This is a genomic window from Streptococcus hyointestinalis, assembly GCF_011039275.1.
Classification (GTDB): domain Bacteria; phylum Bacillota; class Bacilli; order Lactobacillales; family Streptococcaceae; genus Streptococcus; species Streptococcus hyointestinalis_A.
This window is the reverse complement of record NZ_JAAKGB010000001.1, coordinates 1,171,016-1,188,473: the sequence shown is the minus strand read 5'-3', so window position 1 is coordinate 1,188,473 and position 17,458 is coordinate 1,171,016. Positions and strand designations below refer to the sequence as shown.

At 41.6% G+C, this 17,458-nt stretch carries 21 protein-coding genes and 4 pseudogenes; 18 read left to right on the top strand and 7 right to left on the bottom strand.

Annotation, left to right across the window (positions count from 1 at the left end):
- Positions 1-4 precede the first annotated feature (4 nt).
- The 5 genes from G5B60_RS05725 to G5B60_RS11625 are packed head-to-tail and all read right to left on the bottom strand — an operon-like array spanning position 5 to position 2,304.
- Positions 5-172 (bottom strand): hypothetical protein, encoded by a 168-nt coding sequence (locus tag G5B60_RS05725; RefSeq protein WP_164683123.1) that lies wholly within the window; start codon positions 170-172, stop codon positions 5-7.
- Between the two features lie 18 nt (positions 173-190).
- Positions 191-754 (bottom strand): DUF2815 family protein, encoded by a 564-nt coding sequence (locus G5B60_RS05720; protein ID WP_164683121.1) that lies wholly within the window; start codon positions 752-754, stop codon positions 191-193.
- A gap of 3 nt (positions 755-757) precedes the next feature.
- A complete protein-coding gene (locus G5B60_RS05715) occupies positions 758-1,879 on the bottom strand; it encodes a DUF2800 domain-containing protein (RefSeq protein WP_164683120.1) in 1,122 nt (373 codons plus the stop codon).
- Complete coding sequence (locus G5B60_RS05710; protein WP_164683118.1) at positions 1,872-2,195, bottom strand: hypothetical protein; 324 nt, start codon at positions 2,193-2,195, stop codon at positions 1,872-1,874. The genes G5B60_RS05715 and G5B60_RS05710 overlap by 8 nt, the downstream gene beginning before the upstream one ends.
- Positions 2,170-2,304 (bottom strand): hypothetical protein, encoded by a 135-nt coding sequence (locus tag G5B60_RS11625; RefSeq protein WP_277423790.1) that lies wholly within the window; start codon positions 2,302-2,304, stop codon positions 2,170-2,172. The genes G5B60_RS05710 and G5B60_RS11625 overlap by 26 nt, the downstream gene beginning before the upstream one ends.
- A 287-nt stretch (positions 2,305-2,591) precedes the next feature.
- On the opposite strand from G5B60_RS11625, the gene G5B60_RS05705 reads away from it, so the two are divergent.
- The 7 genes and pseudogenes from G5B60_RS05705 to G5B60_RS05680 all read left to right on the top strand — a co-directional run bounded on the left by G5B60_RS05705 (position 2,592) and on the right by G5B60_RS05680 (position 9,047).
- Entirely contained in the window at positions 2,592-4,877 is a 2,286-nt protein-coding gene (locus G5B60_RS05705) for a phage/plasmid primase, P4 family (RefSeq protein ID WP_164683116.1), read from the top strand.
- A gap of 350 nt (positions 4,878-5,227) precedes the next feature.
- Positions 5,228-5,509: a VRR-NUC domain-containing protein gene (locus tag G5B60_RS05700; RefSeq protein ID WP_164683115.1), complete on the top strand. Its 282-nt coding sequence runs from the start codon at positions 5,228-5,230 to the stop codon at positions 5,507-5,509.
- On the top strand, positions 5,490-6,866 hold the full coding sequence (locus G5B60_RS05695) for a DEAD/DEAH box helicase (protein WP_164683113.1): 1,377 nt from the start codon (positions 5,490-5,492) through the stop codon (positions 6,864-6,866). Before G5B60_RS05700 ends, G5B60_RS05695 begins: the two co-directional genes overlap by 20 nt.
- Complete coding sequence (locus G5B60_RS05690; protein ID WP_164683111.1) at positions 6,859-7,368, top strand: hypothetical protein; 510 nt, start codon at positions 6,859-6,861, stop codon at positions 7,366-7,368. The genes G5B60_RS05695 and G5B60_RS05690 overlap by 8 nt, the downstream gene beginning before the upstream one ends.
- 113 nt (positions 7,369-7,481) lie before the next feature.
- Positions 7,482-7,595: pseudogene (locus G5B60_RS11785) on the top strand (DUF6900 domain-containing protein); the annotation flags it as partial.
- 47 nt (positions 7,596-7,642) lie between these two features.
- The gene (gene metK / locus G5B60_RS05685; protein ID WP_164683110.1) at positions 7,643-8,680 is read left to right on the top strand and encodes a methionine adenosyltransferase; all 1,038 of its coding nucleotides are present in this window, start codon (positions 7,643-7,645) and stop codon (positions 8,678-8,680) included.
- A 1-nt stretch (position 8,681) separates the two neighbouring features.
- Entirely contained in the window at positions 8,682-9,047 is a 366-nt protein-coding gene (locus G5B60_RS05680) for an HNH endonuclease (RefSeq protein WP_164683108.1), read from the top strand.
- A 27-nt stretch (positions 9,048-9,074) separates the two neighbouring features.
- Here the strand turns inward: G5B60_RS05680 and G5B60_RS05675 are convergent, their stop codons facing one another.
- Together G5B60_RS05675 and G5B60_RS05670 are read right to left on the bottom strand one after the other, a co-directional pair.
- Entirely contained in the window at positions 9,075-9,395 is a 321-nt protein-coding gene (locus G5B60_RS05675) for a type II toxin-antitoxin system RelE/ParE family toxin (RefSeq protein ID WP_164683106.1), read from the bottom strand.
- The gene (locus G5B60_RS05670) at positions 9,385-9,678 is read right to left on the bottom strand and encodes an addiction module antitoxin RelB (protein ID WP_164683105.1); all 294 of its coding nucleotides are present in this window, start codon (positions 9,676-9,678) and stop codon (positions 9,385-9,387) included. Before G5B60_RS05670 ends, G5B60_RS05675 begins: the two co-directional genes overlap by 11 nt.
- 331 nt (positions 9,679-10,009) lie before the next feature.
- On the opposite strand from G5B60_RS05670, the gene G5B60_RS05665 reads away from it, so the two are divergent.
- The 11 genes and pseudogenes from G5B60_RS05665 (at position 10,010) to G5B60_RS05615 (ending at position 17,407) form a co-directional block, all read left to right on the top strand.
- The gene (locus G5B60_RS05665; RefSeq protein ID WP_014636328.1) at positions 10,010-10,471 is read left to right on the top strand and encodes a hypothetical protein; all 462 of its coding nucleotides are present in this window, start codon (positions 10,010-10,012) and stop codon (positions 10,469-10,471) included.
- Positions 10,443-11,321, top strand: a pseudogene (locus tag G5B60_RS05660) (ParB N-terminal domain-containing protein); the annotation flags it as partial. The gene G5B60_RS05665 and the pseudogene G5B60_RS05660, both read left to right, overlap by 29 nt.
- A 111-nt stretch (positions 11,322-11,432) precedes the next feature.
- Positions 11,433-12,170: pseudogene (locus G5B60_RS11675) on the top strand (hypothetical protein); the annotation flags it as partial.
- A 3-nt stretch (positions 12,171-12,173) separates the two neighbouring features.
- Positions 12,174-12,554, top strand: a pseudogene (locus tag G5B60_RS05655) (DNA-methyltransferase); the annotation flags it as partial.
- The gene (locus G5B60_RS05650; protein ID WP_164683103.1) at positions 12,551-13,804 is read left to right on the top strand and encodes a DNA cytosine methyltransferase; all 1,254 of its coding nucleotides are present in this window, start codon (positions 12,551-12,553) and stop codon (positions 13,802-13,804) included. The pseudogene G5B60_RS05655 and the gene G5B60_RS05650, both read left to right, overlap by 4 nt.
- 66 nt (positions 13,805-13,870) lie before the next feature.
- Positions 13,871-14,152, top strand: a complete 282-nt coding sequence (locus G5B60_RS05645) for a hypothetical protein (RefSeq protein WP_164683101.1) — start codon at positions 13,871-13,873, stop codon at positions 14,150-14,152.
- 1 nt (position 14,153) lies between these two features.
- Positions 14,154-14,366 (top strand): DUF4314 domain-containing protein, encoded by a 213-nt coding sequence (locus G5B60_RS05640; RefSeq protein WP_164683099.1) that lies wholly within the window; start codon positions 14,154-14,156, stop codon positions 14,364-14,366.
- A gap of 282 nt (positions 14,367-14,648) precedes the next feature.
- On the top strand, positions 14,649-15,122 hold the full coding sequence (locus G5B60_RS05630) for a phage terminase small subunit P27 family (RefSeq protein WP_164683095.1): 474 nt from the start codon (positions 14,649-14,651) through the stop codon (positions 15,120-15,122).
- Complete coding sequence (locus G5B60_RS05625) at positions 15,119-16,711, top strand: terminase large subunit (RefSeq protein ID WP_164683093.1); 1,593 nt, start codon at positions 15,119-15,121, stop codon at positions 16,709-16,711. Before G5B60_RS05630 ends, G5B60_RS05625 begins: the two co-directional genes overlap by 4 nt.
- A gap of 70 nt (positions 16,712-16,781) precedes the next feature.
- Positions 16,782-17,039, top strand: coding sequence for a type II toxin-antitoxin system Phd/YefM family antitoxin (locus G5B60_RS05620; RefSeq protein WP_018374772.1), 258 nt, complete (start codon positions 16,782-16,784; stop codon positions 17,037-17,039).
- Entirely contained in the window at positions 17,036-17,407 is a 372-nt protein-coding gene (locus G5B60_RS05615) for a type II toxin-antitoxin system death-on-curing family toxin (protein ID WP_024399328.1), read from the top strand. Before G5B60_RS05620 ends, G5B60_RS05615 begins: the two co-directional genes overlap by 4 nt.
- Positions 17,408-17,458: the final 51 nt, after the last annotated feature.

Sequence of the window (17,458 nt, the reverse complement as noted above, 5' to 3'; positions counted from 1 at the left end):
AATATTATCTGCTACGTCGTAGAGGTGTCGTGTTGTCGGTCTGACGTTTCTTTTCAGCCTTTCGCTCCCTCTCACGACGAATATCGTCACGGATGGTCATGTAATTGAGGTACATGCTGAGAAACAGGTAAGCTCCAAATACGGCAGAAAGTAAGTAGTAGAAAATGGTCATAAGATTAGTCCTCCATTATTAGTTCAAGAAATCATCATCGTCATCAGTCGCAAAGTCATCTTCAGCACGAGTACGTCCACCGAGTGGCTCTCCATCACGGAGTTTTTGGAGATTATTCAAACCACAGGCAATGCCCTTGTTACCGTTAGAGTTAAAGGCATAGAAGGAGATAGACGCACGACCGTAGATGCCTGAGTAAAGCTCAGAAGTATCGATAATCTCTTGGCGGTTACCGTCAACGACACCAGGTTTATGCGGTGAGTTGGCATTGACGAAGTAGGCATTGCGATAAGCGTCATCATCAGGACGCTCCAAGTCTCCATCACGAAGTGGAGTTTTCAATACTTCAAGAGCAGGGACAGATTTTCCATTACCTTTGAGTTTAGATTCGCCTTCCTTATAGGCAAGCTCAATCGCTGCTTTGATTTTGTCCACAGTCTCAATATCATCTTTTGGAATGATAAGAGAGACGCTATACTTCGGTGTGCTTCCATTAATGGATTTGGGTTCATTGGCGTTCAGGTAGCTGAAGCGTGTGTTTTTACCAGTGATTACCTTTGTTGTTTGTACTTTAGTTGGCATTCTTTAATCCTCTTTGAATTCATTTGTTGCTAAGTTCATTTCTTGACGATTATCATCAAGAGGAACGAGTGTTGCTTTACCGCTTGGTTTTACAACCAGACCACCAAGTAGGTCGTTAAAGGTTTTCTTGCCAAGGAGTTTAGTCATGGCAGTGATAGTTAGGAGTTTCTTTTCGTAAGGGTCAAAGCCAGCTTCAATCACAGCTTGACTGACGGCAGTTTCATCTGAAAACTTACGAACCGAACGTCCTTCTACAAGTTTAAATCCAGGAATGGTGTGTCCTTCAGCAGCTTCTTGAAGGGCGTATGCTTTGATATCATTTGCCCATGAAATCAGTAAGTCCAGTTTAGGCAAAATCTCTGCGATATCCTCATAGTCTAGAGTAGCAGGGTCTGCGAACTCCATCTTGGCGAGTGCTAAGTTATCCTCCGCACGTTTGCGGCAGATATTCTTGAGTTTGCAGAACTGACAGTGTTTACCGGAGGTCATCTCTCCCTCGCCCTTAAAGGCGAGTTCAGCTTTGGGGGCGAGTTCGTTTTCAGCCCACTCAAGCAGTTCAACCTTATCCATCTCAAAGATAGAAATGTTGTTCTTTCGTGGTTGGAAGATGGTCATGGTGACCTTATCAAAATCATAGAGACCGTCAAACATTTCAAGAGCCCCAAGAGCGTAGCACATCATCTGTGGGTTATGGTCTGCATCAACTAGAACGCCTAGTCCATGCTTGTAGTCGATGACTTGAAGAAGTCCGTCTGCCACAATCAGACAGTCGCCAGTACCGAAACCCTCTGGCACCCATTTGGAGAAGTCCAGACGTTGCTCAACTAGAACTGTAGGATCTCGAGAGTAGCCTTTGGCTTTCTCGACTTGTTCCATGACGTAGTTTCGATATTCCTCGGCACAATTTTGCATTTCTTCGTTGTAGAAGGATAAGTCCTCAGTTGGATCGCGAGCCTTTCTGCCCAATGCTTTCTCAAGAAGATAGGCACAAAGCTCGTGCGCGTCTGTTCCTTCAAGGGCAAACTCCGAGGTCACATCTGGCAAGTCCTCGGTTAAGCGAACAGAGGGCGGACAGTTGAGCCAACGGTGGGATGCGGAAGCAGAGAGAAGAGCATGGTTAGTCATGACCGATTCCTCCAGCTTCTTCAATAACCGCTGCGTAGTGTTCAGTAGCTAAGGCTGACAGGGACTCTGCACCGTATTTGTTGAGAAGAGCACGAATCTCATTCTTGTAGCCATCTTTAGCTTTGGTCGCAAGAACGGCACGGAGATCCTCTAGTTTAAGTTCTTTTTCAGGTTCAGATTTTGGTTTTTCTTTAGTTGTTACAATTTCTTCTTCACTAGATAGAAGTTTCTTGAACTCATCTACCAAGCGAAGGTAGTATTTGGCTGTGCCTTCCATTTCATTAATTAGTTCATTCAGTTGCTTCATTTTGCTCATGTTGTCTTTCCTCCGTAATTTTCCGAGCGAGTAATTTTGAGATAACGCTGATGGCTATAAGCGTATCTGCCACGTCATCATCAGATTCAATGTATGGTTCGTTTGCCATATTGGGTCCTCCTATCTTACTAAGTAAGGTTTTGAGTGGATTTTCCACTTTGGAAGAGATTTTTTATTTTTTATCCCTTACACCTTACTAAGTAGGGTTGAGATAAATTTTTCCACCTGATAAGAAAAAAATTTGCTCATCAAAAAAAGTTTCCTGTGCAATTAATAGGAAACTTTTATTTTTTTAGAAAAAATTTTCTGTTTAAGTGGAAAATCTTGTCTGATTTTTACTTAGTAAATTAGGAAGAGAAATTCCTCAATCAACAACAAAAGATGGAGGCATGATGTATGCAATTTACCTTATCTCACTCTGGACAGACTGGTATTCAAACGACAACAGTCTATCCTCATCAAGTAACAGTTTCAGACAAAGCAATTCTTCAAAAGATAGCACTTTATGACCATGTGGCTGGCTTGTTTACCAATAATACTCGTTCCAATGCCAACTTCATCAAATCAGATGTATTGGTCATGGATATTGATAATGACCATACGGACAACTCTGATGAATGGGTAACGGAAGAGCTACTTAAAGATATCTTTGCGGATTACAACTTTGCTTTAGTGACCAGTCGTAACCATTTGGTTCAAAAAGGGGATAAGGCCGCCAGACCAAAATTCCATATCTACTTCCAAATCAATGAAGTCACAGATAAGGACACCTATGCCTTACTGAAAGAAGAACTTGTAAATTGCTATGGCATCTTTGACACTAATGCCAAAGATGCGGCTCGTTTCTTCTTTGGGAATCCTAACTCACAAGTCCTATGGCATGACTCTTGGTTGACCATTGATGAGGATTTGCTTGATGACACGACTTCCCAAGATGATGAAGAAGACTTCGATGCAGATTTCTATCAACCACCAACAGGACCAATCACAGAAGGTAGTCGGAACTCAACCATGTCGGTTTTTGCGGCGAAAATCCTTAAGCGATTAGGTGTAACAAAAGAAGCACGAGACGGCTTTGATGAACAAGCTCTCAAATGTGTTCCCCCTCTTGAGAAAGCAGAGCTTGATACCATTTGGGGCAGTGCTGTTCGCTTCTATAACAAAACCATCAAAAACTCAAAAGATTATAAATCTCCAGAAGAGTTTCAACGTGGGGAGATGCAACCAGATGATTATTCAGATATCGGAGAAGCAGGTCTTCTCGCTAGAGAGTTTGGTGACAAGATTGCCTTTACTAGGGAAACAGACTACCTCGCTTACGATGGTAAGCACTGGGTGGAAGATGAGCAGTTAGCCATGCGTCAAATTCATCAGTTCCTTGATATGCAGCTAGAAGTTGCAGTAACCAAGCTTAATAATGCCACTCAAAAACTGAAGCAATCTGGTATTCCTGAAATGCTAATCCAACAAGGTGGTAAAAAGCTAGAAAATGCGATTGAGACACCAATTCAACTGGTTGCTTATCAGGACTATAAGAAAGCACTCGAGTTTTATAAGTTTGTTATGAAATACCGTGACTATCGAAATTTATCAGCAATCGCCAAAATGGCCAAACATATGGTTCGCATGAGTGTGTCTGATTTAGATAAGAATGAACTCTTACTGAATACTCCAGAGGCGACTATTGATTTATCACAAGGCTTGTCTGGTATTAGGGAACATGATTCTGCTGATTACTTAACCAAAATGACCAATGCCTCTCCGAGTGATAAGGGAGATGGTCTGTGGCAGGAGACCCTTGCGACCTTCTTTTGTGATGATACAGATCTTATCAATTATGTTCAAGAGATTGTAGGCATGGCTGCTATTGGTAAAGTTTATCAAGAGCATATGATTATTGCCTACGGTAGCGGTGCAAACGGCAAGTCTACCTTTTGGAACACCATTGCAAGAGTTCTTGGTAACTATTCAGGAAAACTCTCGGCTGAAGCTCTGACCATGAGTGTGAGACGGAATGTCAGTCCAGAAATGGCTGAACTTAAAGGGAAACGTCTTATCATTGCTTCAGAGATGAGTGAGGGAATGCGACTGAATACAGCCATGGTTAAACAGCTCTGTTCGACAGATGAAATTTTAGCTGAGAAAAAGTACAAGGCACCTTTCCATTTTGTCCCATCACATACGCTGGTTCTTTACACTAACCACCTGCCTAAAGTAGGTGCGAATGATGATGGGATTTGGAGACGACTGATTGTCATTCCTTTTAATGCCAAAATCACTGGTCGGTCAGACATCAAAAACTTTGCGGACTACCTTTACGACGAAGCAGCACCAGCTATCATGTCTTGGATTATTGAGGGGGCAGAAAAAGCCATCAAAGCAAACTTCAAATTGACCTTGCCACAAGTAGTTGCGGACTCTGTCTCAGCTTATCGAGAAGCCAATGACTGGATGGGTCAATTCCTTGGAGATTGTTGTGAAATCGGTGACCACTTGACTGAGAAATCAGGAGAACTTTACTCTGCTTATCGAGCTCACTGTGCCCGTATCAATGAGTACACGCGCAGCACGACGGACTTTTATACAGCTTTGGCAAACGCTGGATTCACCAAGAAAAGAACTAATAAGGGTGTCATGGTAAAAGGTCTACAGTTGAAATTAGAAGATGATTTTCTTGATTAACCGTGAAAATCAGTGAAAGTTGCTTTTATCATCAGAGGGTGTTGGTGTAAGCCGTGATAGTCAAGTCACAACTTAAATCTTTGAAACACGGAGAGTTATTGTTCGTTGGTAGTGAGAAGAGTTTAGACAAAACTATCACGACTTTCACGGGTCTTAAAAAGTGCAAGTCGAGAAGGTCATATACAAAAGTTGTCATAGGGGATTTCAAAGTGCAGGTTTAGTAGGTCTTTTCTATAACTTAGATATAAAGAAAAATAAAAAAAGATAAAAAGAGGTATAGGAAAGTAATGTAACTGACTAGCGTGAACTGCACTTTTCCTTTGGCGATGTTTCTGACGGAAGGATTGGGTATGCGAGAAAAAGTTGTTGAGAGAAAGTTAGTGAGTGAAGTCAGAAAGCGTAGTGGGATTTGTCCTAAGTGGGTGTCACCATCTTTTGCAGGAGTACCAGATAGGTTGGTGTTTTTACCTAATGGCAAGATTGGCATGGTGGAAGTAAAAGCCCCTGGTGAAAAGCCACGTTTGTTACAAGTCTCTAGGCACAGACTATTTGAGCGATTAGGTTTCAAGGTCCATGTGCTAGACACTGTTGAGAAGATCGGAGAAGTGCTAGATGAAATTGAAACTACATGACTATCAAGAAGTCACCAAAGACTTCATCATAAGAACCCCCTATGCAGCGGTCATCCTAGACATGGGGATGGGAAAGACAGCCACCACCTTGTCAGCTATCAATGAGCTGATGTTTGACCGTTACGAAGTTTCAAAGGTCTTGGTGATTGCCCCCCTTCGTGTCGCAAACACGGTATGGAGTGATGAAATTGAGCAGTGGGAGGCACTCAAGCACCTTCGCTATTCCAAGATTGTGGGAACACCTAAACAGAGACAAGCAGCTCTCGAGAAAGATGCTGACATCTATATTGTTAACCGAGAAAACCTCCCTTGGCTGGTGGAACAATGTAGCACCTACTTCAAATGGGATATGGTGGTCATTGATGAGCTCTCTTCTTTCAAGTCTTGGAAGTCCAAACGCTTTAAGGCCTTTATGGCGATGCGCCCCTACATGAAACGTGTGGTTGGGTTGACTGGAACACCAAGTTCCAATGGACTTATGGATCTCTTTGCGGAGTTTAAGGTCATTGATTGTGGGGAACGTTTGGGTCGGTTCATCGGAGAATACCGAAGCCGATACTTTGAAGAAGGTCGTAGAAATGGCAATGTCGTCTATGAGTATATCCCTATGGACTATGCAGAGTGTCAGATTTTCGACAAGATTGACGATATCACTATTTCCATGAAAGCCATGGATTATCTGGAAATGCCTGAATTGATATCGACCAAGAGGCTAGTGAGGATGTCTGATAAAGAGAAAGAGCGGTATGGAGAGTTCAAGAAGGAGTACGTTTTATCAGAGATAGAAGGTGTAGAAGTGACAGCTGCGAATGCGGCTAGTCTGTCAAACAAGTTGGTTCAAATGTCTAATGGGGCTGTCTACTCAGATGACCATCAAGTGTTGAGTCTCCATGATCAAAAGTTGGATGCTCTTGAAGATATTATCGAAGCAGCTAATAATGAGCCAATTCTTGTTGCTTATTGGTTTAAGCACGACCTTCAGCGTATTGAGGAACGGTTGGCAAAAATCAAAGTTAAGGGAACAGTCCTTAAAACTGAGCAGGACTTTCGTGAGTGGAACAAGGGTAATATTACAGTTGGTCTCCTTCATCCAGCGAGTAGTGGTCATGGACTGAACCTGCAAAAAGGTGGACACCACCTCGTTTGGTTTGGTCTGACTTGGTCCTTGGAACTCTACCAACAAACCAACGCTCGTCTGTGGCGACAAGGACAACAAGCAGAGACTGTGGTCGTCCAGCACATTGTAACGGAAGGCACTATTGACGAGGAAATCCTTAAAGCCCTAGAAAACAAATATGCTCAACAGTCACGGCTGATTGAAGCCGTCAAAGCACAAGTAGGAGGAACGGATGGATAGGATTGAGTATTTGATGAAAAACTATAGCGATGTGAAGTTGAAGCTTGCATTGGTGGAGAATCAACTGTTAAACTTTCGCCCCATCAGCGAGGAGAGTGTGATTCAGTCACTGGTTTATGAAAAACAAGATATGGAGAGGGTAAAAACTTCTCAGACCAATTCACGTTCAGAGACTATTGCACTCAGTTTCCGAGAAAAGTTGGCGAAAGAAAACAAGGAATATTGGGATAGTTTGATGGAGTGTTATCATTTTCTTAAGACTGAGCTAGAGTTCTTTGAAAGTATGGTCAACCTTATACCAGATGACTTGAAGCAATTTACGAAGGACTTGATTTTCAATGAGATGAGCTGGGACGATATTTCTCGTCATTATGAGATTAGTCGTTCCACAATCTCTTACCGTAAACGTAAAGTGCATCAGCAACTAAAGAAATGTTATGGTTGGATGAGTAGGAACATTGATTTAGATGAATCAGTGTTTCAAATTCCTCTTTCGAACTAAATTCGAACCAAATTCGAACTGTTTTCGAACCAAATTTGTACCAAATTCGAACTGTTTTTATTTTGAGACTGTGTTATACTTAAGATGTCAAAAAATGTAAAAATTTCCAAGCTAAAATTTTGGAAACACTCCGAAGCGATAACCTCGATTTCTACGATGTTTCGGTTTGGGGAATTAAAAGAGCACTCGAGAGAGCCTACGAAGCAGGCCAACAATCAGTAAAATAAATCAAAGCCTAGTCCTCAAGGGTTGGGCTTTTTGCGTGGAGGAAAACATGATTATTACCAGTGAACAAGTTTCAAGTGGACACCCCGACAAGCTCTGTGACCAAATCTCAGATGCTATTGTGACGGAATGTCTCAAGCATGATAAGAACAGCCGTGTGGCGGTTGAAACCTTAATCAAAGATAACCAAATGGTTGTGGCAGGTGAAGTCTCAACCAAGCACTTCTTTAACCTTGAAGGTATTGTCAAAAAGGTTCTTGAACCTTACGGTATGACAGATGTCATGGTGACGAACCTTCTTGGAGTTCAAAGCCCAGACATCTCTCAAGGTGTGGATAAGGGTGGTGCAGGTGACCAAGGGATTATGTTTGGTTATGCGACCGATGAAACCCCTGAGTTCTTACCACTTCCTTATGTGTTGGCGACTCGTGTTCTTGAAAAGTTAACCAGCCTTGGTCACCCTGCCTTGGGCAAAGATGCCAAAGCTCAAGTCACATACGATTATGAAAACAAGCGTATCGAGACTTTCTTAGTGTCTATCCAACACGACGAGGAGGTTGACCTTGCCTCAGTCAAACGCATTGTCACCCAAGCTATGATGTCGGTTGCTCAACGCTACCGTCAGAACCTTGACTTCAGGGTTTTGGTTAACCCAACTGGTCGCTTTGTTCTTGGTGGCTCTTACGCTGATGCTGGTGTGACTGGTCGTAAGATTGTAGCAGATACCTACGGTGGCTTTGCCCACCACGGTGGTGGAGCTTTCTCTGGGAAAGATCCAAGCAAGGTCGACCGTTCAGCCGCTTACATGGCACGGAAGATTGCCAAGGACTTTGTCCGTGAAGGGTATGCCAAACGCTGTGAAGTCCAGTTAGCTTATGCCATTGGGGTTGCAGAGCCTGTAGGTGTTTATGTGAACATCTTTGGGACAAGTGATTATCCTCTTGAACAACTAGAAGGAGTGGTTCGTGAACGCTACGATCTTACCCCACAAGGAATTATCAAGGAGCTGAACCTCTTGGATGTGGACTACACCAAGACCACTTGCCTTGGGCATTTCACCAAGCCTTATCTTCCTTGGGAGCAGTAAGATGCCACGTCGACCAAGCACCCCTTGCAAGCAGCATGGTTGTCCCAACCTTGTGACCTATGGAAACAAGTACTGTGAAGACCATAAAAGCAACCACTTACTTGATGCTAAGTCCACCAAATCAAAAGGCTACAACGCTCAGTGGAACAAGGCTCGGCTTCGTTATCTGAAGCTCCATCCTCTGTGTGTTTACTGCCAAAGAAAAGGGAGACTGACCAAGGCAACAGTGGTTGACCACATCATTCCTCACCGAGGAGACCAAGACCTTTTTTGGAATCAATCCAACTGGCAAGCCTTGTGCAAACCCTGTCATGATAGAAAGACTAAGACGACTGACCGATATGTGGAATATACTTATTGGTTCTAACAAAAAACCACTCGTAAGTGGTTCGTTTTATTTGAAGAGTTGCACCCAATTTTGTTTTTGGTAGAGAACTCTAAGAATTGCGACCGTTGTGTCATCAAAAACGTAGAAGACAAGGTAATTGCCAGCAATCATCATTTTTAATGGATGTTCGTTTGAAAATTGACGACCGACACGTTCAGATACATCAATGCCGAGACTTGGCACTTCCGCAATTTTTGTAATGGCAAGTTTGATGTTAGACATTGTATTTTCGGCAGCTTGAGGTGCAAGAAAGTGATTAAGGATGTAGTTATAAATACCATCTAAGTCGTTTTCTGCTTCTGGTGTAATTAATACATTATGCGCCATATTTTGCGAACACCTCATCTAATGACTTACCTTCTCCTTCAAGGTAACTTTGATAGCCTTGTTGTATCTCGCCATAGAGCTCATCGATGATACGTTCTTTTTTGGACTGCTCCTCGTTTAAAAGCAGAGAGGGAACTTGACCTTGATTCACTACTTGGATTAACAGGTTATTGAAGAGTGTTGACATATCAATGTTTTCGTAGCTAACAATTTCTTTAGCTTTGGATAGTAAATCTTCGTTTGTTCTAAAGCTAAATTGAGAATTTTTAGTAATAGTAGTCATGATTTAACCTCCTGTATATATCGTATATACATTATAACGAAAATTATTATTAAACGCAAATAAAACTTATCTTCAGGGGTAGGGGGGATGAAATCTCTAAACCCTTGGGAGACTAAGACCGACGCCCCCTCAAACGTGTAATTTCGCAAAATTCGCAAGCGGGTACATTAAAATTGCTCAATTTTGACGTTCCTTCCCACCGTTATCACGTTTCTAATGTGGGGATGTAGCGTTCCCTAGTATGTAATTTTGGTAATAAAATAGTGAAAAAGGCTAGAAACAATGTAGAAAATAGTTGTTTTTAGTCCTTTTTTGCTGGAAAGGAAAACAAATGGACGAAAGTCAACGCAAACAAATATGGAAAATGCGCGCAGAAGGTCTTGGTTATGGATTCATCGGTAAGGCTACAGGTTTATCTAGAGATTCCGTTAAGAAATACTGTAAACGAAATCCAGCATTGCTTGGACATGGTGCTGCGACAAAGCAGATGGCAAAAGCCGACCAGAATGATGGACTTCGTTGCCCACAGTGTTATCAAGCACTTAAGATTCATAAAATAGGAAGACCAAAGAAGTTCTGTTCGGATAAGTGTCGTAAGGTTTGGTGGACCACTCATTCTGACGAACACGATAAATCAAAAACCGCATATGAAGATTTGACTTGCCAACAATGTGGTAGGTCATTTTTATCTTATGCCAATCCAAATAGAAAATATTGTAGCCATTCGTGTTACATCCAATCACGCTTTTATAAAGGAGAAATCAATGACAAGTCAACCAACAATGGAAATTAGAGAGGTTCGATTATCTGAATTACACCCAGCCTCTTACAATCCTCGGAAAAAACTCAAAAAGGGTGATAAGGAGTATGAAAAGATTAAGCAAAGCCTACTCAAGTTTGGCTACGTTGACCCCATCATCGTCAATAAAGATTTGACGGTTATTGGTGGCCATCAACGATTGACTGTATTGAAGGACTTAGACTATGAAACTGCCAAATGTGTCATTGTCAATTTATCCAAGGAAGATGAAAAGGCCTTAAACATTGCCCTTAATAAAATCACCGGTCAATGGGATGACCAGCTTTTGGCGGATTTGCTTTTGGATTTACAGGAGTCAGATTTCAATCTCGACCTGACTGGTTTTGAACCACCAGAAATTGACGATATCCTATCAAATGTCCATGATAAAGACCTATCAGATGATGACTTTGATGTAGAAGATGAATTGAAGAAACCGACCTTTTCAAAACGAGGGGACATTTGGCAACTTGGTAATCACCGAGTGATTTGTGGAGACTCTACGAAAGCTGAAACTTATGACCAACTTTTAGGTGATAAAAAGGCAAATTTGGTTGTGACTGACCCTCCCTATAATGTTAATGTAGAAGAAACAGCTGGAAAGATTCTCAATGACAATATGCCTGATAGTGACTTTTACCAGTTTCTCTTTGATATGTTCACTCAAGTAGAAAAACATATGGAGTCTGATGGTTCAATCTATGTATTCCATGCGGATACGGAAGGACTGAACTTCCGAAAGGCATTTAAAGATGCAGGTTTCTATCTCAGTGGGTGCTGTATTTGGAAGAAGAACTCATTAGTTCTTGGACGTAGTCCCTATCAATGGCAACATGAACCATGTCAGCCAGCAGGTACGATTGTTCAAACTATAAATGGTCCCGTTCCAATAGAAGACTTAAAGGATGGTGATAGGGTCATTAGTTACAATTCCTATTCAGGAACAATTCTGGGGATGCGTAATGGTGGCTATGAGATAAAAACAGCTTCTCGATATTATAATGGCACCTTATACGGTATAAAAATTGGAAATAAATTAACGTGGGCTACGGATAACCACCAGTTTTCGGTTCGTTTTAATGAATCAACGAAAAACAATTATTGTACCTATCTTATGCGTAAAGGAGACCGTTGGCGTGTAGGGATTACTGAACTCTATAACTCGAGGGGCTTTGGTTTGAAAACGAGACTTCGTGGAGAGAAAGGTGAAGAGGCTTGGGTCATTGATGTATTTGATGATAAAGTAACAGCCCAGTGCCACGAACAGTTATTAGCCCTCAAGTACGGTATTCCTTATACTCATTGGGAAATAGATAGAGGACTTCCAAAGAAAGAAACTCAACGCACAACTCATCATGTCGATATGATTTATGATAACTTGGATAGCCAAATTCAATTAGATAACGCTAGACGTTTGCTTGTTGACTATGGTCGAAATATCAAATACCCACTCATTCACAAAGGAAATGGACATGAGGCATTTAGTAAACGAGTAACTGCTCGCATCAATGCTTGTAATCTGATACCTCAAATTATGCAAGTTCCAATTCCAAAAACTTATGAAAAGGAAACGAAAGAAAATTTTTACTGGGGCGTAATTGATGAGGTTCTTACAAAAGGATTCAGTGGACCTGTTTATTCTCTTGCTGTTGAAAAATATGAACATTATATTGCGGATGGAATTGTTACTCATAACTGTCTTTATGGCTGGAAACAAAAGGGAAAACACCAGTGGTTTAGTGACCGTAAACAGACGACCATTTGGGAATATGACCGCCCTAAATCTAGTAAAGACCACCCAACTATGAAACCCATTCCGCTCATGGCCTATCCTATTCAAAATTCATCCATGCGTGGGACTATTGTTCTTGATCCATTCCTTGGTTCTGGCTCAACCCTAATGGCCGCAGACCAAACTGGTCGGGTTTGTTACGGCATTGAGTTGGATGAAAAGTTTGTGGATGTCATTGTCAAACGTTATATAGAGTCAACAGGGAATCATAACGTGACGGTGTTGCGCGATGGACAGACTTTGACCTTTGATGAAGCCTATTCAATGATGGAGGAGATGGTATGACCTTAAACTTTCTTGATTTCTTTGCAGGAGTGGGTGGTTTTCGTCGTGGTTTGGAATTAGCTGGTTTCAAATGTATTGGTTACTGTGAAAAGGATAAGTTTGCACGAAAATCTTATGAAGCAATGTATGACACGAAAGGAGAATGGTTTCATGACGACATCACAAGCATTGACCCAACACAACTTCCAAAAGCAGATTTATGGACTGCGGGAAGCCCTTGTCAAAATGTGTCTATCGCAGGGAAGCGAGCAGGTCTATACGGTGAACGAAGTGGACTCTTTTTTACATTTGTTGACCTCCTCCAAAGCCAAGAGGAAGAAGATAAACCCGAGTGGATACTCCTTGAAAATGTTAAGGGACTTTTATCAAGTGGCGGGGGACGAGATTATCTCGACTATCTCTCTATCTTGGATGAAGCAGGGTACGACCTTGAGTGGCAAGTGTTCAATTCAAAAGACTACGGAGTTCCCCAAAATCGAGAACGCATCTACACTCTCGGACATCTTAGAAGCAGAGGTCAACGAAAAGTACTACCTATCAGCGGAGAAAGCGGTAGCCATCTTAAGCAACTTGTAGGTGGTATGCAAAGCTACCGTGTCTACGACCCTAGTGGAATTGCTACAACTCTTGTTGGTGAGGGTGGGGGACTGGGTGCTAAGACAGGTCTTTATCTAATTGACCAATCTTTGACAGAACCAAAGTTGACAGATGAGGCACGTTGTATCACCGCACGATATACTGCTGGAGCTACAAAACGGACTGCGATGAATTCTGGAGTACTCGAAATTCAACCCATTCTGACACCCAATCGAATCCAGAAACGTCAAAATGGATGTAGGCTCAAAGAAAAGGATGAGCCAATGTTCACATTGACCTCTCAAGACCGTCATGGTGTTCTTGAAGGCATCAAGGTCAGGAATGGTACGAAGCAAGGTTATCAAGTTGCGGAGGTTGGAGATTCAGTGGATTTATCCTATCCAAACTCTCCAACGAGAAGAGCAAGAGTTGGGAAGGGAATTGCCCATAACCTCTCCTGTGGTGGTCAAATGGGGGCAGTGGTTTGGAATAATCGAGTTGTAAAAATCAGACGTTTAACCCCTCGAGAATGTTTTCGCCTACAAGGTTTCTCGGATGATTTGTTCGAGAAAGCCCAAGCAGTAAACTCCGATGCCCAACTGTATAAACAAGCTGGAAATGGTGTGACGGTAACAGTTGTCTATGCCATTGGATGTGCCATTCTGGCAAGTTGAGAATTATCGAAAATATCTTCGAAATAACCCAGGAATGACTGGATATATGTCTCCTTTAGAGTTAATATGTACACAACAAAGGAAGAGGAGAACAAATCTATAACAACAACACTTGAAAAACTTAACGAAAAATACCCAGCAACCGTAAGCATCATTCCTTACAAAGATTGGGTCATCGTTGCATCGAATGGATATAAAGGAACAGAAGTTGAGATTTACGAAACGGCTGATAGTCTTGAAGAGTTTGAAAACTTCGAACGCAGATTTGACCGCATTTACCAAGAAGCAGGAACATTCGAACACTTTGGACATGCAGTTAAGTGGGCATTTGAAAAGATTGGAGAATAACATGGACGCAAAAATTTTCAATAACCTAAAGGTAATCTATCCGGTTGGTACAAAGGTTAGATTAGTAAAAATGAATGACCCACATCCAGTTCCTAAAGGCACACTTGGCACTGTTATTGGAGTGGATGACATTGGTTCACTCTTAGTTAAGTGGGAAAACGGCAGTTGCCTAAATGTTTTGTATGGAATTGATATCGTAGAAAAGGTAATGTAAGATGTGGGAAATTATGACTCGAACGGTTGGAGACAGACATTACGTTTGTGAGTTTCTCCGTGAAGACACAACAGACCCAAGGAATATAGACGGTGTTTGGATTAGAATACTATCGTTCAAGCGAGATGGTAACTATATTTACCAATACCGATACGGAAATGAAATAGATAACATGAACGACATTGACAGAACTGTTTGTCAGGCTGTACTTGATAACTTTAATGAAGTTTAAGAATGAACTTGAATTGAGTTCTTTTTTCTTACTCTAAAGGAGGTGAGATTGTGGCAATCAGGGGGCGAAAACCAAAGCCTACGAATATGAAAATACTTGAGGGAAATCCTGGTAAGCGACCACTTCCTACGAATGAAGTCAAACCCAAACAGAAAGCCCCACGTTGCCCACAGTGGCTTGAAGATGATGCAAAGAAGGAGTGGAAACGGATGGGAAAAATTCTCGAACAGTTGGGAATTTTGACCGAAATGGACATGACTGCATTTGCAGGTTATTGTCAAGCTTACGCTCGCTGGAAAGAGGCGGAAGAGTTCCTTTCAAAGCATGGATCCATTATCAAAACTCCGAATGGCTATCTCCAACAAGTCCCTCAAGTCTCTATCAGCCAGACTAACCTCAAAATCATGCTTAAATTCTGTGAACAATTTGGTTTGACACCTTCAGCCCGTAACCGTCTAGCAACGATGGATGCGGAAGTTGGTACTGGTGATGAAATGGAAGATTTGTTAGGAGGAATTTTATGAGCTATCATTATGAACCAAGTCCATTCATGCTTTCAACTTCTCACTATGATAAGGCAAAGGCTGATAGGGCAGTAAGATTTATCAATAACCTCTCCCACACCAAAGGCAAGTGGGCAGGAAAGCGATTTGATTTGTTGCCGTGGCAGGAACAAATTGTCCGTGACCTATTTGGAATTGTCAAGGAGGATGACAACCGTCAATTCCTGACAGCCTATATAGAAATTCCAAAAAAGAATGGCAAGTCTGAGTTAGCGGCAGCTATCGCTCTTTATCTATTATATGCGGATAATGAAGCCAGTGCAGAAGTTTATGGTGCGGCTTGTGACCGCAACCAAGCGTCAATCGTGTTTGATGTAGCCAAGCAAATGGTGCAGATGAGTCGTCCCTTGGAAAAGCGGTCGAAGATAATGGGTGCTACCAAGCGTATTGTAAATTATTCTAACGCTGGGTTTTACCAAGTTCTTTCTGCAGAGACTGGAACAAAACATGGACTAAACGTATCTGGCTTGGTCTTTGATGAAATCCATGCTCAGCCAAATCGTCATTTGTATGATGTATTGACCAAGGGGTCAGGAGACGCAAGGGAACAACCCCTCTTTTTTATTATCACGATAGCTGGAACGGATAGAAACTCTATCTGTTTTGAGTTACATACCAAAGCATTAGATATTCTGAATGGTAGAAAGAAGGACACGTCATTCTATCCAGTGGTTTATGGTTTATCTGATGAAGATGATTGGAATGATGAAGCCAACTGGCTAAAGGCTAACCCTTCACTAGGGCATACAATTGGGATTGACCGTGTTAGAGAAGCCTACCAACAGGCACTTGATAATCCTGCAGAAGAGAATGTCTTCAAGCAGCTCCGTCTAAATATGTGGACAAGCTCAAGTGTTGCTTGGATTCCAGAACATGTTTATGCGAAGGGAAATGATCCCATCCAATATGATAGCCTCAAGGGGCGTAGCTGTTATGCAGGTTTAGACCTTTCTAGTACGTCAGATATAACGGCTTTTGTCTTGGTATTTCCTCCTAGATTTGAAGAGGAGAATTATATCGTTCTGCCATTTTTCTGGCTACCTGAGGATACACTGGAACTGAGATGCCGACGTGACCATGTTCTATATGATGTTTGGGAGCGTCAGGGATACATCAAAACTACAGAGGGGAATGTTGTTCACTATGGTTTTATCGAAAAGTTTATTGAAGACTTATCGGAAATCTATCATATTAAGGAAATAGCCTATGACCGTTGGAATGCGACACAGATGGTTCAGAATCTAGAAGGAATGGGCTTGACCATGGTGCCTTTCGGTCAGGGATACAAGGATATGAGTCCACCATCAAAGGAACTTTATAAACTTATGATGGAAGGCAAGATTCAACATGGTGGGCATCCAGTTCTGAAATGGATGGGACAAAACGTAGTCATGAGACAAGACCCTGCTGGTAATATCAAGCCTGATAAGGAAAAGTCAGTCGAGAAGATTGACGGTATTGTAGCACTCATTATGGGACTGGACCGTTGTATACGTCACCAAACCGATGAAGGAAGTGTGTATGATGAACGTGGAATATTGAGTTTTTAGGATATATTCAACCTAAATAGGTTGAATATATCCTAAAAAGTGGTAGAATAGAGAAAAGGAGGATATTACCATGCAAATCAATATTGAAAACTTAGTCTCTATTTCTGAAGCAAATCAAAACTTTTCTAAGGTAGCTCGTATGGTCGATACGAATGGTACTGCAGTAATTTTGAAAAATAACACACCAAAGTATGTATTAGTGGACTATCAGAGTCTAATTAAAGAGGAGCAGGCAACACCTACGGTTGTTGAACAATCAACTTTGGATGAAGTTGCGACTTCGGTTTTATCACGCCATCTTGATGCATTTAAGGAATTGGCAAAATGAAAGTATTAACTGTTGAACAGGTTATTGAATTACACACTAGGTTAATTCAAGCTACTGGGGGTTTAGATGGTGTTAGGGATGTTGGTTTAATAGAATCTTCACTATCTTCAGCTTTTAGTACTTATTTTGGTGTTGAGAAGTATCCAAGTATTGAAGAAAAGGCTGCTAGACTTTGTTATTCGCTAGTTAATAATCATGCCTTCCTTGATGGGAACAAGCGAATTGGAGTTTTTGTCATGATTATTTTCCTAGAATTAAATGGCATCGTGTTAAATCAGACTGATGATGAGATAGTGAAGCTAGGACTTGGAGTAGCTTCATCAGAATTAGATTATGATGCAATTTTAGAATACATTCGGAATCATTAAAACTTTTCTTATTGAGGATATAACTTCAAGAAAGTGATAGAACATGGTATC

What these genes read in the sequence shown, in the direction of transcription:
- G5B60_RS05680 (WP_164683108.1), top strand. Translation starts at nt 8,682, where the DNA reads ATGCCACGTCGACCAAGCACCCCTTGCAAGCAGCATGGTTGTCCCAAC.
- G5B60_RS05720 (WP_164683121.1), bottom strand. Translation starts at nt 754, where the DNA reads ATGCCAACTAAAGTACAAACAACAAAGGTAATCACTGGTAAAAACACA.
- G5B60_RS05665 (WP_014636328.1), top strand. Translation starts at nt 10,010, where the DNA reads ATGGACGAAAGTCAACGCAAACAAATATGGAAAATGCGCGCAGAAGGT.
- G5B60_RS11625 (WP_277423790.1), bottom strand. Translation starts at nt 2,304, where the DNA reads ATGGCAAACGAACCATACATTGAATCTGATGATGACGTGGCAGATACG.
- G5B60_RS05640 (WP_164683099.1), top strand. Translation starts at nt 14,154, where the DNA reads ATGGACGCAAAAATTTTCAATAACCTAAAGGTAATCTATCCGGTTGGT.
- G5B60_RS05615 (WP_024399328.1), top strand. Translation starts at nt 17,036, where the DNA reads ATGAAAGTATTAACTGTTGAACAGGTTATTGAATTACACACTAGGTTA.
- G5B60_RS05620 (WP_018374772.1), top strand. Translation starts at nt 16,782, where the DNA reads ATGCAAATCAATATTGAAAACTTAGTCTCTATTTCTGAAGCAAATCAA.
- G5B60_RS05690 (WP_164683111.1), top strand. Translation starts at nt 6,859, where the DNA reads ATGGATAGGATTGAGTATTTGATGAAAAACTATAGCGATGTGAAGTTG.
- G5B60_RS05650 (WP_164683103.1), top strand. Translation starts at nt 12,551, where the DNA reads ATGACCTTAAACTTTCTTGATTTCTTTGCAGGAGTGGGTGGTTTTCGT.
- G5B60_RS05710 (WP_164683118.1), bottom strand. Translation starts at nt 2,195, where the DNA reads ATGAGCAAAATGAAGCAACTGAATGAACTAATTAATGAAATGGAAGGC.
- G5B60_RS05675 (WP_164683106.1), bottom strand. Translation starts at nt 9,395, where the DNA reads ATGGCGCATAATGTATTAATTACACCAGAAGCAGAAAACGACTTAGAT.
- metK (WP_164683110.1), top strand. Translation starts at nt 7,643, where the DNA reads ATGATTATTACCAGTGAACAAGTTTCAAGTGGACACCCCGACAAGCTC.
- G5B60_RS05695 (WP_164683113.1), top strand. Translation starts at nt 5,490, where the DNA reads ATGAAATTGAAACTACATGACTATCAAGAAGTCACCAAAGACTTCATC.
- G5B60_RS05645 (WP_164683101.1), top strand. Translation starts at nt 13,871, where the DNA reads ATGTACACAACAAAGGAAGAGGAGAACAAATCTATAACAACAACACTT.
- G5B60_RS05705 (WP_164683116.1), top strand. Translation starts at nt 2,592, where the DNA reads ATGCAATTTACCTTATCTCACTCTGGACAGACTGGTATTCAAACGACA.
- G5B60_RS05700 (WP_164683115.1), top strand. Translation starts at nt 5,228, where the DNA reads ATGCGAGAAAAAGTTGTTGAGAGAAAGTTAGTGAGTGAAGTCAGAAAG.
- G5B60_RS05715 (WP_164683120.1), bottom strand. Translation starts at nt 1,879, where the DNA reads ATGACTAACCATGCTCTTCTCTCTGCTTCCGCATCCCACCGTTGGCTC.
- G5B60_RS05725 (WP_164683123.1), bottom strand. Translation starts at nt 172, where the DNA reads ATGACCATTTTCTACTACTTACTTTCTGCCGTATTTGGAGCTTACCTG.
- G5B60_RS05670 (WP_164683105.1), bottom strand. Translation starts at nt 9,678, where the DNA reads ATGACTACTATTACTAAAAATTCTCAATTTAGCTTTAGAACAAACGAA.
- G5B60_RS05625 (WP_164683093.1), top strand. Translation starts at nt 15,119, where the DNA reads ATGAGCTATCATTATGAACCAAGTCCATTCATGCTTTCAACTTCTCAC.